At 74.2% G+C, this 13169-nt stretch carries 12 protein-coding genes; 5 read left to right on the top strand and 7 right to left on the bottom strand.

From position 1 onward, the window contains the following. The first annotated feature begins 50 nt into the window (after positions 1–50). The 4 genes from trpB (at position 51) to lgt (ending at position 4093) form a co-directional block, all read left to right on the top strand. A complete protein-coding gene (gene trpB / locus ACIQZN_RS16885; protein ID WP_403993666.1) occupies positions 51–1337 on the top strand; it encodes a tryptophan synthase subunit beta in 1287 nt (428 codons plus the stop codon). Then, positions 1334–2146 carry a tryptophan synthase subunit alpha gene (trpA, locus tag ACIQZN_RS16880; RefSeq protein ID WP_403993663.1) on the top strand — a complete coding sequence of 271 codons (813 nt, stop codon included), beginning with the start codon at positions 1334–1336 and terminating at the stop codon, positions 2144–2146. The genes trpB and trpA overlap by 4 nt, the downstream gene beginning before the upstream one ends. A gap of 75 nt (positions 2147–2221) precedes the next feature. Then, complete coding sequence (locus ACIQZN_RS16875; protein ID WP_403993660.1) at positions 2222–3040, top strand: thioredoxin domain-containing protein; 819 nt, start codon at positions 2222–2224, stop codon at positions 3038–3040. A 105-nt stretch (positions 3041–3145) separates the two neighbouring features. Continuing rightward, positions 3146–4093 carry a prolipoprotein diacylglyceryl transferase gene (lgt, locus tag ACIQZN_RS16870; protein WP_403993657.1) on the top strand — a complete coding sequence of 316 codons (948 nt, stop codon included), beginning with the start codon at positions 3146–3148 and terminating at the stop codon, positions 4091–4093. 157 nt (positions 4094–4250) lie between these two features. Here the strand turns inward: lgt and ACIQZN_RS16865 are convergent, their stop codons facing one another. Genes ACIQZN_RS16865 through ACIQZN_RS16835 form a run of 7 tightly spaced genes read right to left on the bottom strand, consistent with a single transcriptional unit; the run spans position 4251 to position 12094 of the window. Then, on the bottom strand, positions 4251–5063 hold the full coding sequence (locus tag ACIQZN_RS16865) for an HpcH/HpaI aldolase/citrate lyase family protein (RefSeq protein ID WP_403993654.1): 813 nt from the start codon (positions 5061–5063) through the stop codon (positions 4251–4253). Then, positions 5060–6259: a CaiB/BaiF CoA transferase family protein gene (locus ACIQZN_RS16860; protein WP_403993651.1), complete on the bottom strand. Its 1200-nt coding sequence runs from the start codon at positions 6257–6259 to the stop codon at positions 5060–5062. The genes ACIQZN_RS16865 and ACIQZN_RS16860 overlap by 4 nt, the downstream gene beginning before the upstream one ends. Continuing rightward, on the bottom strand, positions 6256–7140 hold the full coding sequence (gene rbsK, locus ACIQZN_RS16855) for a ribokinase (RefSeq protein WP_403993648.1): 885 nt from the start codon (positions 7138–7140) through the stop codon (positions 6256–6258). Before rbsK ends, ACIQZN_RS16860 begins: the two co-directional genes overlap by 4 nt. Continuing rightward, the gene (locus ACIQZN_RS16850) at positions 7137–8516 is read right to left on the bottom strand and encodes an ADP-ribosylglycohydrolase family protein (protein WP_403993645.1); all 1380 of its coding nucleotides are present in this window, start codon (positions 8514–8516) and stop codon (positions 7137–7139) included. The genes rbsK and ACIQZN_RS16850 overlap by 4 nt, the downstream gene beginning before the upstream one ends. After that, positions 8513–9724, bottom strand: coding sequence for an ADP-ribosylglycohydrolase family protein (locus ACIQZN_RS16845; protein WP_403993642.1), 1212 nt, complete (start codon positions 9722–9724; stop codon positions 8513–8515). Before ACIQZN_RS16845 ends, ACIQZN_RS16850 begins: the two co-directional genes overlap by 4 nt. Then, on the bottom strand, positions 9642–10889 hold the full coding sequence (locus ACIQZN_RS16840; RefSeq protein ID WP_403993639.1) for an ADP-ribosylglycohydrolase family protein: 1248 nt from the start codon (positions 10887–10889) through the stop codon (positions 9642–9644). Before ACIQZN_RS16840 ends, ACIQZN_RS16845 begins: the two co-directional genes overlap by 83 nt. Further along, positions 10886–12094, bottom strand: coding sequence for an ADP-ribosylglycohydrolase family protein (locus ACIQZN_RS16835; RefSeq protein WP_403993636.1), 1209 nt, complete (start codon positions 12092–12094; stop codon positions 10886–10888). The genes ACIQZN_RS16840 and ACIQZN_RS16835 overlap by 4 nt, the downstream gene beginning before the upstream one ends. Positions 12095–12375: 281 nt before the next feature. On the opposite strand from ACIQZN_RS16835, the gene ACIQZN_RS16830 reads away from it, so the two are divergent. Next, positions 12376–13110: a VIT1/CCC1 transporter family protein gene (locus ACIQZN_RS16830; protein WP_403993633.1), complete on the top strand. Its 735-nt coding sequence runs from the start codon at positions 12376–12378 to the stop codon at positions 13108–13110. Positions 13111–13169: the final 59 nt, after the last annotated feature.

The following is a 13169-nucleotide window of genomic DNA, read 5'->3' as shown; positions in this document are numbered from 1 at the left end:
GCGCAGACGGTGCGACCACCACCCCTGTGACGACGAGGAGCACGTTCCGCATGTCTTCCGACTTCTTCATCCCGGACCCGGAGGGTCTGATCCCCAGCGCCGAGGGCTACTTCGGCGCGTACGGCGGCAAGTTCATCCCGGAGGCGCTGGTCGCCGCCGTGGACGAGGTCGCCGTCGAGTACGAGAAGGCCAAGGCCGACCCCGCGTTCGCCGCCGAGCTCGGCGAGCTGATGGTCCACTACACCGGCCGGCCCAGCGCCCTCACCGAGGTCTCCCGCTTCGCCGAGCACGCCGGCGGCGCCCGCGTCTTCCTCAAGCGCGAGGACCTCAACCACACCGGATCGCACAAGATCAACAACGTGCTGGGGCAGGCCCTGCTGACCCGGCGCATGGGCAAGACCCGTGTGATCGCCGAGACCGGCGCCGGTCAGCACGGCGTCGCCACCGCGACCGCCTGCGCCCTCTTCGGCCTCGACTGCACCATCTACATGGGCGAGATCGACACCCAGCGCCAGGCGCTGAACGTGGCGCGCATGCGGATGCTCGGCGCCGAGGTCATCGCCGTGAAATCCGGCTCCCGCACCCTCAAGGACGCCATCAACGAGGCGTTCCGCGACTGGGTCGCCAACGTGGACCGCACCCACTACCTCTTCGGTACGGTGGCGGGCCCGCACCCCTTCCCGGCGATGGTCCGCGACTTCCACCGCGTCATCGGCGTGGAGGCCAGACGGCAGATCCTGGAGCGGACCGGCCGGCTGCCGGACGCCGCCGTGGCCTGCGTCGGGGGCGGCTCCAACGCCATCGGCCTCTTCCACGCCTTCGTGCCCGACGCGGAGGTCCGGCTCATCGGCTGCGAGCCCGCCGGACACGGCGTGGAGACCGGCGAGCACGCGGCGACCCTGACCGCGGGCGAGCCCGGCATCCTGCACGGCTCGCGCAGCTACGTCCTCCAGGACGACGAGGGCCAGATCACCGAGCCGTACTCCATCTCGGCCGGTCTGGACTACCCGGGCATCGGCCCCGAGCACGCCTACCTCAAGGACGTGGGCCGGGGCGAGTACCGCGCCGTCACCGATGACGCGGCGATGCAGGCGCTGCGCCTGCTCTCCCGGACCGAGGGCATCATCCCGGCCATCGAGAGCGCGCACGCGCTGGCCGGGGCGCTGGAGGTCGGCAAGGAGCTGGGCAAGGACGGGCTGATCCTGATCAACCTCTCCGGGCGCGGCGACAAGGACATGGACACGGCGGCCCGCTACTTCGGGCTGTACGACACCGACGCGGCCGTCGAGGCCGACGCCGGCAGCCGGAACGCGGAGATCGAGGGGGACGCGCAGTGAGCGGCAACATCGAACTGCTGAACAGCACGCTCGCCGCCGCGCGGGCCGAGGACCGGGCGGCGCTCATCGCGTACCTGCCGGCCGGCTTCCCGACCGTCGACGGCGGCATCGAGGCCGTCAAGGCCGCCGTGGCGGGCGGCGCCGACGTCATCGAGGTGGGGCTGCCGCACAGCGACCCGGTCCTCGACGGCCCGGTCATCCAGACCGCCGACGACATCGCGCTGCGCGGCGGCGTGCGGATCGCCGACGTGATGCGCACGGTGCGCGAGGCCCACGAGGCCACCGGGGCGCCGATCCTGATCATGACGTACTGGAACCCGATCGACCGGTACGGCGTCGAGCGGTTCACGGCCGAGCTGGCCGAGGCGGGCGGCGCCGGGTGCATCCTGCCCGACCTGCCGGTCCAGGAGTCCGCGCTGTGGCGCGAGCACGCGGAGCGGCACGGCCTGGCCACCGTCTTCGTCGTCGCGCCCAGCAGCAAGGACGAGCGGATCGCCACCATCACCGACGCGGGCTCCGGCTTCGTCTACGCCGCGTCCCTGATGGGCGTCACCGGCACCCGCGCCTCGGTCGGCGCGCAGGCCCAGGACCTGGTCCTGCGGACCCGGGCCACCACCGAGCTGCCGGTCTGCGTCGGCCTCGGGGTGTCCGACGCCGCGCAGGCCGCGGAGGTCGCCGGCTTCGCCGACGGCGTCATCGTCGGCACGGCCTTCGTCAAGTGCATGCTGGACGCCCCCGATGAGGCGGCCGGGCTCGCGAGCGTCCGTTCACTGGCGGCCGAGCTTGCCGAAGGTGTTCGAAAGCGCTGACACCTGGGGTAACCCGAACGGGTGGACCTCGGTCCGGGGAGGCACGCGAGTGCCTCCCCGGGTCGTTTGCGCGGTGTGAGCGAGAAGAACGAACAGGGTAAGAGGGCCGCGCGAGACCGGCTGATCCAGCAGCGCGAGCAGGCGAAGGCGCGCGACCGCCGGCGCCGCACGCTGATCGTGTCCACGGCCGTGGTGGGGGTCCTGGGCCTGGCCGCCGTCGTCGGCGTGATCGCGGCGAACACCGACGGCAAGAGCGACAAGTCCAAGGCGTCCGGACCCGCCGTCGCCCCGTCCGGAGCGACCGGAAAGGACGCCCTGGCCATCCGGGTCGGCGCGGACGACGCCCCGTCCACCCTCACCATCTGGGAGGACTTCCGCTGCCCGGTCTGCGCCCAGTTCGAGACCGCGTTCCGCGACACGGTCCACGAGATGGAGCGCGACGGCCAGATCAAGGTCGACTACCACCTCGCCACGATCATCGACGGCAACATGGGCGGCAGCGGCTCCCTCAAGGCGGCCAACGCGGCCGCCTGCGCGCAGGACGCCGGCAAGTTCCCCGCGTACCACGACGTGCTGTACAGCAACCAGCCGGCGGAGACCGACGACGCCTTCGGGGACAACGACAAGCTGATCGACCTCGCCAAGAAGGTCCCCGGCCTGGACACGCCCGACTTCCGCGGCTGTGTCGAGGACGGCAAGCACGACGCGTGGGTGGAGAAGTCCAACAAGGCCTTCAGCGACGGCGGCTTCCAGGGCACGCCGACGGCCCTGCTCAACGGCGAGTCGATCTTCCCGAAGAAGGGCGACGAGCCGATCACCGTGGCCAATCTGAAGAAGTGGGTCGCCGAGGCCAACAAGGGCAAGAAGCCGGGCACCGCGACGCCGACGCCGTAAGGCCTGGAGCAGGGCCGGTCGGGCGATCGATGGCCCGCTCGTTACCCAGACGTTGCCGGGCGGGTTGTCCTACCTCCCGCCCGGCAGGGTAGCGTCGACGCTGCCATGAACCTTGCCTACATTCCCAGCCCGTCGACCGGCGTGATCGATCTCGGACCGATCCCGCTCCGCGGCTACGCGTTCTGCATCATCATCGGTGTCTTCGTCGCCGTCTGGTTCGGCAACAAGCGCTGGGTCGCCCGAGGAGGCACCGCCGGCACCGTTGCCGACATCGCCGTCTGGGCCGTGCCCTTCGGGCTTGTCGGCGGCCGGCTCTACCACGTCATCACCGACTACCAGCTGTACTTCAGCGACGGTGAGGACTGGGTCGACGCCTTCAAGATCTGGCAGGGCGGCCTCGGCATCTGGGGTGCGATCGCGCTGGGCGCGGTCGGTGCCTGGATCGGCTGCCGCCGCCGCGGGATCCCGCTGCCCGCCTGGGCCGACGCCCTCGCCCCCGGCATCGCCCTCGCCCAGGCGTGCGGCCGCTGGGGCAACTGGTTCAACCAGGAGCTGTACGGCAAGGCGACCGACGTCCCGTGGGCGCTGAAGATCAGCGACGGCCCGAACCGGCTCGCCGGCACCTACCACCCGACCTTCCTGTACGAGTCGCTGTGGTGCGTCGGCGTGGCCCTCCTGGTGGTCTGGGCCGACCGCCGCTTCAAGCTCGGCCACGGGCGGGCGTTCGCGCTGTACGTCGCGGCGTACTGCGCGGGGCGCGCGTGGATCGAGTACATGCGCGTGGACGAGGCCCACCACATCCTGGGCCTGCGGCTCAACGTGTGGACCGCGCTGATCGTGTTCGTGCTCGCGGTGACGTACATCGTGATCTCGGCGAAGGTACGGCCGGGCCGCGAGGAGATTGTCGAGCCCGGGGCGCCGGAGGCGCCGGAGTCCTCGGACGACTCGAAGGACGACGCCTCGGATGAGGCGGACGAGCCGGAGGCCGCGGAGGCGGACGCGGACGCGGATTCGCCGAAGGCGGACGGTACGGCCGAGGCCGCGAAGGGCTGACGCCGCGCGCAAACAGAGTGAGGGGCCGCCGAGGTATTCGGCGGCCCCTTCGCCGTCGTGGGGTGTCCTCAATCGCCGGACGGGCTTGATGTGGCGGTGCGGCGGAAATCCAGCCCGTCCGGCGATTGAGGACAACGCGGTCAGGTGGAGCGCCAGGTCACCGCTTCCGTTGGGCCAGCGCCAGCGTCCGCCGCGCTTGCGCAACCACCGCCGCGTCCACGAAGCGGCCGTCCGGGAGGGCCTGGGCGCCTGCCTGGTCGCGGGCCGCCTCCACGATTTCCCAGGCCGCTTCGACCTCCTGCGGCGTCGGGCGGTACGCGCGCTCGATCACCGGGAGCTGGCGGGGGTGGATCGCCGCCCGGCCCAGGAAGCCCAGGGCCCGGCCGTGGGCGCAGGAGGTCCAGAGGCCGTTCAGGTCCCGGACGTCCGCGAACACCGACTGCGTGGGCGGCGCCAGGCCCGCCGCCCGGGCGGCGACCACCACCCGGCTGCGCGACCAGTCGAGCCCCGCGTCCTCCCGTACGCCCAGATCCGCGCGGAGGTCCGCCTCACCCAGGGCGATGGCGTGGACCTGGGGGTGGGCGGAGGCCACCGAGTACGCGTGCTCGATGCCGAGGGCCGACTCCAGGAGCGGGCACAGGGCCACCCCGGGGGCCCGCGCCGCGATGTGGTGGACCGACGCGGCATGGGTGATCTTCGGCAGCCGCAGCCCGCCGAGCCCCGGCAGCCCGGCGAGCGCCAGCACGTCCGCCTCGTCGTTGACCCGGACGTGCACGGGCGGCCCCGTGCCGGCCGGCGGGTCCGACAGCAGCTCCACCGTCGCGGCACGCGCGTACTCCTTGCGGTCGGGGGCGACCGCGTCCTCCAGGTCCACGATCACCACGTCCGCCCCCGAGGCGGCCGCCTTGCGCACGACGTCCGGCCGGTCACCGGGCACGTACAGCAGGGTCAGGGGCGCCGCCGCGCTCACAGCACCCGCTCCGCCCGCAGCGCCGAGATCTCGGGCCCGCTCAGCCCCAGCTCGGTCAGGATCTCCTCGGTGTCGGCCCCGTGCGGGCGGCCCGTCCAGCGGATCGCGCCCGGGGTCCGGGAGAGCCGGAAGAGGACGTTCTGCATCCGCAGCGGGCCCAGCTCCGGGTCGTCCACCTCGGTGACCGAGTCCAGCGCCCGGTACTGCGGGTCCTCCATCACGTCCCGTACGTCGTGGATGGGGGCGATGGCGGCCTCCGCCTTCTCGAACGCGGACAGGGCCTCCTCCCGGCTGTGCCGGGCGATCCAGTGGCCCACGGCCTCGTCCAGCTCGTCGCTGTGCTCGGCGCGGGTGGCGCCGGAGGCGAACCACGGTTCCTCGATCAGCTCCGCCCGCCCGACCAGCCGCATCACCCGTTCCGCGACGGACTGCGCGGAGGTGGAGACGGCCACCCACTGCCCGTCCGAGGTGCGGTAGGTGTTGCGCGGGGCGTTGTTGCGCGACCGGTTCCCGGTGCGCGGCTGTACGTACCCGAGCTGGTCGTACCAGAGCGGCTGCGGGCCGAGCACGGTCAGGATCGGCTCGATGATCGCCATGTCGACCACCTGCCCCTCGCCGGTCCGGTCGCGCCCGGCGAGGGCGGCCATCACCGCGTACGCCGTGGCGAGCGCGGCGATCGAGTCGGCCAGGCCGAACGGCGGCAGGGTCGGCGGCCCGTCCGGCTCCCCGGTGATCGCCGCGAAGCCGCTCATCGCCTCGGCGAGCGTACCGAAGCCGGGCCGGTGGGAGTACGGGCCGAACTGGCCGAAGCCCGTGACGCGCACCAGCACGAGCCGGGGGTTGACCGCGTGCAGCTCATCGGGCCCGAGGCCCCACCGCTCCAGCGTGCCGGGGCGGAAGTTCTCGATGATCACGTCGGTGTCGGCGGCGAGCCGCAGCAGCAGATCGCGGCCCTCCGGGGCGGAGAGGTCCAGCGTCAGATTGCGCTTGTTGCGGCCGAGGAGCTTCCACCACAGGCCCACGCCGTCCTTCGCGGGCCCGTGGCCCCGGGAGGGGTCGGGGCGCACCGGATGTTCGACCTTGATCACCTCGGCGCCGAAGTCGCCCAGCATCGTCGCGCAGAGCGGGCCCGCGAAGAGCGTGGCGAGATCGACGACCCGCAGTCCGGTGAGCGGCGGCGCCGCGGGGGCGTTCACGCGCCGTCGATTTCGCTGCGGTACGGCATGGAGACCGAGGCGCCCGGCTTCTGTACGCAGAGCGCGGCGGCGGCCGAGGCCCAGGCGACGGCCTGCGGGATCGGCCGCCCCTCGCCGATCGCCACGGCCAGGGTGCCGACGAAGGTGTCCCCGGCGCCGGTGGTGTCGACGGCGGTGACGTCCGGGGCCGGGAAGTGGATGGTGCGGCTGCCCCGGGCCGCGTACAGGCTGCCCTTCGAGCCGAGCGTGATGAGCACCGCCGGGACCTGGCCGAGCAGGATCTCCGCCGCCGCGTGCGGGTCGTCGTAGCCGGACAGCTCCGCCGCCTCGTGCTCATTGGGGATCAGCAGGTCGACGTGGTCCAGGAGTTCGGAGGGCAGCTCCTGTACGGGGGAGGGGGTGAGCACGGTCCGTACCCCCTGGGCGTGACCGGCTCGGGCGCCCTCGATGACGGCGGACATCGGCAGCTCCAGCTGGAGCAGCAGCAGATCCGCCTCGGCGATGGCGGCCACCTCGCCCGGGCCGAGCGCGGTCATGGTGCCGTTGGCGCCGGGGATGACCACGATCGCGTTGGAGCCCTTGGCGTCGACCACGATGTGCGCGGTGCCGCTGGGGCCCTCGGCGGTGTGCAGCAGGTCGGTGTCGACGCCGGAGTGCTCCAGGTTCTCCCGCATCCGTACGCCGTACTCGTCGTCGCCGACCGCGCCGATCATCAGCACGTCCCCGCCCGCGCGGGCGGCGGCGACGGCCTGGTTGGCGCCCTTGCCGCCGGGGATGGTGCGGAACTCCCGTCCGGTGACGGTCTGGCCGCGTTCCGGGGCGCGGTCGACGTAGGCCACAAGATCCATATTGGTGCTGCCGAGCACCGCGATGCTGGTCATGGGCGGAGTGCCTCCTCGTGGGTGAGCCGGTGGGTCAGGGCGGCCAGGGTGTCGAAGCCGGTCCCGTCGAAGCCGGGGACGGACGTGGCGAGCCGGTTCTTCAGCGGGGTGGTCCACCGGTCGGGCAGTGCGTCCGGCCGCCCGGCGAGCAGTCCGGCGAGCGAACCGGCGGTCGCGCCGTTGGAGTCGGTGTCCCAGCCGCCGGACACCGCCTTGCAGATCGAACCGGTGAAGTCGCCGTCGGCGTGGGTGAGGGCGGCGGCCAGCAGGGCCGCGTTGGGCAGCACATGCACCCAGTGATACCTGCCGTACGCCGCGTGCAGCCGGTCCACGACCGTATCGAAGTCCCGCTCCTCGCGGGCGGCCGCGATGCCGTCCCGTACCGCCGCCGCGAACCGCGAACGCGGCGGCACCACGCGCAGGCCGGTGGCCAGGCAGCCGTGCACATCGGTCTCGCCGGCGGCCGCCTCGGCCAGCGCCGCCGCCGTGAACATGGCGCCGTAGACCCCGTTCCCGGTGTGGGTGAGGACCGCGTCGCGGTACGCCTGTCCGGCGGCGCCCGCCGGGTCGCCGGGCCGGGTCCAGCCGTGCACATCGGCCCGGATCTGGGCGCCGATCCACTCGCGGAACGGGTTGCGGTGCCGGGCGGTGTCCGGGGGCTCGATGCCGTCGAGCAGATTGCGGTAAGCCACCCGCTCGGCGGTGAACGTACGCCCGGCCGGAAGCTCGTCCAGCCACAGCCTGGCCAGGTCCGCCGTGGTGAAGGAAGTGCCGTGACGCCGGATCAGCAGCAGGGCGAGCAGGGGGTGGTTGAGGTCGTCGTCCTCGGGCATCCCGTCGATGTTCTCGGCGAGCGAGGTGGGCGCGGAGCGCCGGTTCCACGGATAGGTGGCGGCCAGCGGGGCGGGCAGGCCCCGGGCGGTGAACCAGGTGTTCAGCGGCCAGTTGCCGGTGGCCCGGGCCAGGGCGCGGATGCCTTCCAGCGGCAGCTTCTCGACCGGTTTGCCCAGCAGGCAGCCGGCGGCGCGGCCCAGCCAGGCGGCGTGCAGCCGCTCCCGGCCGGCCGCTCGCACGCGCCGGTCGTGCGGCCACTGCGGGCAGGCGGCCCGGATCGCGTCCAGGCCGTCCGGCTCGTCACCGGCCAGCGGGGACTCCAGCAGGGCGAGTTCGTCCAGGAGCCGCTCGGCGACCGCGCGCAGCCCGGGCGGGGCGCCGGGGGATGAGGCTCCGGCGCGCTCCGGGGCGGGGGAGCCGCCGGCCTCGTACCACCGGCGGGCGATGTCGCGTGCGTCGCGGCCGTCCTCGGCGGCCTGCCGCAGCTCGTGGCCCACCAGGTCCTCCGGCTGCACCCAGGTCACCCGCACCGCCGTGGTCACGGGGTGCCCGCCAGCGCGGCGAAGGCGGCCTCGTGGGCCCGGCGGCCGGCGGTGTCCCGGGCGAACACCTCGCGGGCCACCTCGGCCAGGGTCCGGGCCGGGGCGCGCAGATCGAGGCGGCTGGCCTCGGCGACCGTGGCCGCCCAGTCGGCGGGGACGGCGCCTTCGCCGTGCAGGGCGCCCGCGAGCGCGCCGCTCATGGTGGCGATCGAGTCGCAGTCGCGGCCGTAGTTGACCGAGCCGAGGACCGCCTGCCGGTAGTCCCCGTCGGCGGCGAGCAGCATCCCGAGGGCGGCCGGCAGCTCCTCGATCGCGTGCAGCCGGGACGGGCGGCGGGCGCCGAGCGAGGGTGCGCGGTAGTCGGGGCCGACGGTGTCGAAGGGGGCGACGGCCGCGCGCAGCGGGACGAGCGCCGACTCGACGTCCCGGTGGCGGGAGGCCGCCTCGCAGACGGCCTCGATCGCGGCGCGGGTGCCGTCCTTGGCGAGGGCCAGGCACGCCTCCACCACCGTGGCGGGCGTCGCCCCGGGCGCGCAGGCGGCGGCGACCCCGGCCGCGAAGACGCCCGCCGCCTCCCTGCCGTAACTCGACTGATGGGCGCCCGCGACGTCGATCGCCTCGGCGTACGCCGCCTGCGGATGGGCGGCGTTCACCAGACCGACCGGGGCCATGTACATCGCCGCCCCGCAGTTGACGATGTTTCCGGAGCCCGCCTCGCGCGGGTCGACGTGCCCGTAGTGCAGCCGGGCGACGATCCACTTCTCCGCGAGGAAGACGCGCTGGAGCGGCAGCGCCTCGGCCTCCAGCTCGGGAATCCAGCGCGGTTCGCCGATCATCTCCGGTACGAGGTGGTCGGCGACCGCGTACGCGTCGAGGTGGCCGCGCACCTTCCCGTACACCCGGACCAGCGCGTGCGTCATCAAGGTGTCGTCGGTGACGTGCCCATCGCCCTTGTGGTACGGGGCGATCGGGCGGGCGGTCCGCCAGTCGTCGCCGTCCCAGGGGCCGACGATCCCGGTGATCCTGCCGCCGTGCCGGGCCGTGATCTGCTCCGGTGAGCGGCCCTCGACCGGGCCGCCCAGCGCGTCGCCGACGGCGGCCCCGACGAGGGCGCCGGCGATCCGGTCATCGAGCGTGGGCGTCGGGGCTGTCGTGGCTGTCGTGGGGGAGGGGGACGTCGTGGGCGCCAGGGGCACGGTGGATGTCATGTCCGAATTGTCCACCCAGGGGGGCCGGTTCCGTGTCTGCCAGCAGCCCGGCGAGTTCCAGCAGATCCGTGCCGGCGAATCGGGGCAGCGCGCAGCCGGCGAGGATCCGGCAGGTCTCGCGCCAGCCGTCGGGCACGGAGCCGATGGTCCCCAGCGCCCCGGTCAGCGCCCCGGCCAGGGCGGGCGCGGAGTCCGCGACCCGGGACAGGCAGGCCGCCGCGGGCACGGCCTGCGCGATGTCGCCCCTCGACGCGGTGGCGAGGGCCAGGGCGACCGGTACGGTTTCGGCGGCGGCGATCCCGTAGCTGTAGACGTGGTCCACGATCTGGTGCTCCAGGACCGGGACGAGCGCGAACGCCCCGGCCCGCTCCCCGGCGAACTCCCGGGCGATCCGGACCGCGTGGGCCGCGTTGCGGGCGATCTCGGTGCCGTCGGGGAGCTGGGCCAGCGCGGCGGTCACGGCGGTGTCCACGTCGGCCCCGCCCAGCGCCTCGGCGCTCGCGGCGGCCATCGCCCGCGCCCCGTGCACCCCGTCGCCGTCCTGCGTGAAGCGCGCGTCGAACTCGGCGAGTTCCGCCGCCGCGTGCGGGTCGCCCGGGTGGACGACCGCGAGCACGGCCGCCCGTACGCACGCCGCGTCGTCGAAGTAGTGCGGGTTGTCGTGCCCGGTGGCGGGCGGCCGCAGCCCGGCCGCGAGGTTCCCGAGCCCGGCCCGCACCGAGATCCGGGCGCGCAGGGGCAGCACGGCCGCCTCCACCTCGGTCGCGCGGGCCGCGGCGGCGGCGACCTCGGCGGCGAGGGAGTTCCAGGCCCCGGCGACGGCGGCGCGCACCCGTCCGTCGACGCCGTCCGGGCCGACCCGCGGGTGTCCGGGCCCGGAGCCCGCGACGGCCGCTGCCAGCACGGTCCCCGCCGCGAACGCCGCCCACTCGGCGTCGTCGGACGGACCGAGCCGCAGCGGCTCGGGGGGCTGGTTGAGCGCGATGGGTACGGGGAGCGTGGTCGTCGCGTTCTGCTCGGCGAAGGTGTCCAGCTCCCGGGTCAGGCGCCGGGTCCACTCCGGCATCCGGGCCGCCCGATGCCGGGCGGCGGGCCATCCGGCGGCGTCACCTGCGGCCAGCCCGACGAGCAGTCCTTCGACGCGGGCGCGCCGGGTCCCGTTCACCGGTCCGCCACGCTGGTGCCGAGGCTCTGCCGCGACTCCCCGGCGGGGAGCGCCGCCGCGCCTTCGGCTGGAGTAAGGCCCGGCGGGCCGCCGGGGGGTGCTGCCTGGGCCCCCGGGGCGGGGTGCGGCGGTTCGTCCGCCACCGCCCCGGCGGCCCCCGCCACCAGCAGGTCCGCCACGTCGAGTACGTGGTACCCCCGCATCGACGGCAGGCAGCTGCCGCGTACCGGGCCGATCGCCTCCGACCAGAGGCGCGGGATCGCCGACGCGCCGTGCAGGGCGCCGGAGAGGGCGCCCGCCACCGCGGCCGTCGTGTCGGCGTCGCGGCCCATGTTGACCGCCATCAGCACCGCCGTACGGAAGTCGCCGCGCGCCGACGCGAACGCGCCGAAGGCGAGGCCGACCGCCTCCGGGGCCAGGTCCGTCCAGGGGTAGCCGCCGACCACCACGGCCGAGCGGACCGCGCGTTCGCCGGTGAGGCGGTCGGGGTACGGGCGCTGCGCCGCCGTCACCGCGCGGCGCAGGGAGCGGGCCGTCCAGGAGTCCATGGGGACGACCGAGAGCGCGGCGGCGATCACCGAGGTGACCGAGGCGCCGGTCATCGCGGCGGCCACCCCGGCGGCCACCGCCTGGCCGCCGTAGATGCCCTCGCCCTCATGGCTGACCCGGCCGTCGACCGCGACCAGCCGGGCCGCCTCGCCGGGGCGGCCGGCCGCGAAGACGCCGAAGGGCGCGGCCCGCATCGCCAGGCCGTCGCTCCAGGCGTGCCGGTGCTGGGCGGAGATCGGCGCGGCCAGACCCCGGCGCAGGTTCTCCAGCGTGCCGCGCTCGCTGAAACCGGCGCCCCGGAACGGCCCCTCGTCCAGGTCGGCGATCCACAGCCGCCAGGCCCGCTCGACATCGGTGACGGTGAGCTCCGAGCCGTGCCGGGCCAGCAGCAGCCCGGAGAAGATCGCGTACTCCGTGTCGTCGGTGCCCGCCGGGTCGTCGCTGACGAAGCCCTCGATCCGGCCCCAGCGGCGCCGGATCTCCGAGGGCCGCATGTTCTCCGCCGGGGCGCCGAGCGCGTCGCCGACCGCGAGGCCGAGCAGCGCGCCCCTGGCCCGGTCGCGGGACCCGCCCGGGGCCGGTTCGTCCGGAGGCCGCCGTGCCGCCTCTGTGCCGCCCGCCCGCGGCGCCGTCGGATTTCCTGCGACCGTCTCCATCGCGTCGACCCTTCGCTCGTACCGAGCCAGTACTCGTGCCTGTGGGATCCGTTCCACGCGAAGCCGCGACGAAGGCCGGTTATCCACACAAAAGGGCCACTCGGATGAAACCTTCCGGACAGCAAGGGAAGCCGTACCTATCCGGTTACGCAGGGTGGTAAGTACGGCCTGCCTTGCTGGCAGGAGCGATTTTTCGTGCGTATTTTCGATGGTGTCGAGCGGGGGCGGGCGGGCAGGAGGTCCGTCTCCGGAACACCCGGATCAGGGGAGAGGGATAAGTCGTGGCCATCATCGAGACCGACGCCGTACTGCACGAGGCGCACCGGGACAACCACACCCACCGTGACGTCAACGGCGGCTGGCTGCGTCCCGCGGTCTTCGGTGCGATGGACGGCCTCGTCTCCAACCTGGCCCTGATGACCGGCGTCGCCGGCGGCGACGTCTCGCACCGCACCATCGTGATCACCGGCCTCGCCGGACTGGCCGCCGGTGCCTTCTCCATGGCGGCCGGTGAGTACACCTCCGTCGCGTCGCAGCGCGAGCTGGTCGAGGCCGAGCTGGACGTCGAGCGGCGCGAGCTGCACAAGCACCCCGTGGACGAGGAGCGGGAGCTCGCCGCGCTCTACGAGTCCCGGGGCGTCGAGTCCGGGCTCGCCCGCGAGGTCGCCCGCCAGCTCTCGCGCGACCCGGAGCAGGCCCTCGAAATACACGCCCGCGAGGAGCTGGGCATCGACCCGGGCGACCTGCCGTCACCCCTGGTGGCCGCCTTCTCCTCGTTCGGCGCCTTCGCGCTGGGCGCCCTGCTGCCCGTGCTGCCGTTCCTGCTGGGCGCGGAAGCGCTGTGGCCGGCCGTGCTGCTGGCCCTCGCCGGACTGTTCGGCTGCGGCGCGGTGGTGGCCCGGGTGACCGCCCGCAGCTGGTGGTTCAGCGGACTGCGCCAGCTGGCGTTGGGCGGCGCGGCCGCCGCGATCACGTACGGCCTGGGCGCCCTGTTCGGCGTGGCGGCCGGCGGCTGACCCCGCCTGCTTCGTACGCGTAACGGGGCCGGTTCACGCAATCGGCCCGTTACGCGTAT

Origin of the sequence: Streptomyces sp. NPDC097595 (assembly GCF_044761525.1) — a bacterium.
GTDB classification, from domain to species: domain Bacteria; phylum Actinomycetota; class Actinomycetes; order Streptomycetales; family Streptomycetaceae; genus Streptomyces; species Streptomyces drozdowiczii_A.
The sequence above is the reverse complement of the archived record's forward strand: the minus strand, read 5'-3'. Positions and strand labels throughout refer to the sequence as shown.

Excerpts from the sequence above, each read along its gene's own strand:
- ACIQZN_RS16845 (WP_403993642.1), bottom strand. The coding sequence starts at position 9,724 with ATGACATCCACCGTGCCCCTGGCGCCCACGACGTCCCCCTCCCCCACG.
- rbsK (WP_403993648.1), bottom strand. The coding sequence starts at position 7,140 with ATGACCAGCATCGCGGTGCTCGGCAGCACCAATATGGATCTTGTGGCC.
- lgt (WP_403993657.1), top strand. The coding sequence starts at position 3,146 with ATGAACCTTGCCTACATTCCCAGCCCGTCGACCGGCGTGATCGATCTC.
- ACIQZN_RS16835 (WP_403993636.1), bottom strand. The coding sequence starts at position 12,094 with ATGGAGACGGTCGCAGGAAATCCGACGGCGCCGCGGGCGGGCGGCACA.
- trpB (WP_403993666.1), top strand. The coding sequence starts at position 51 with ATGTCTTCCGACTTCTTCATCCCGGACCCGGAGGGTCTGATCCCCAGC.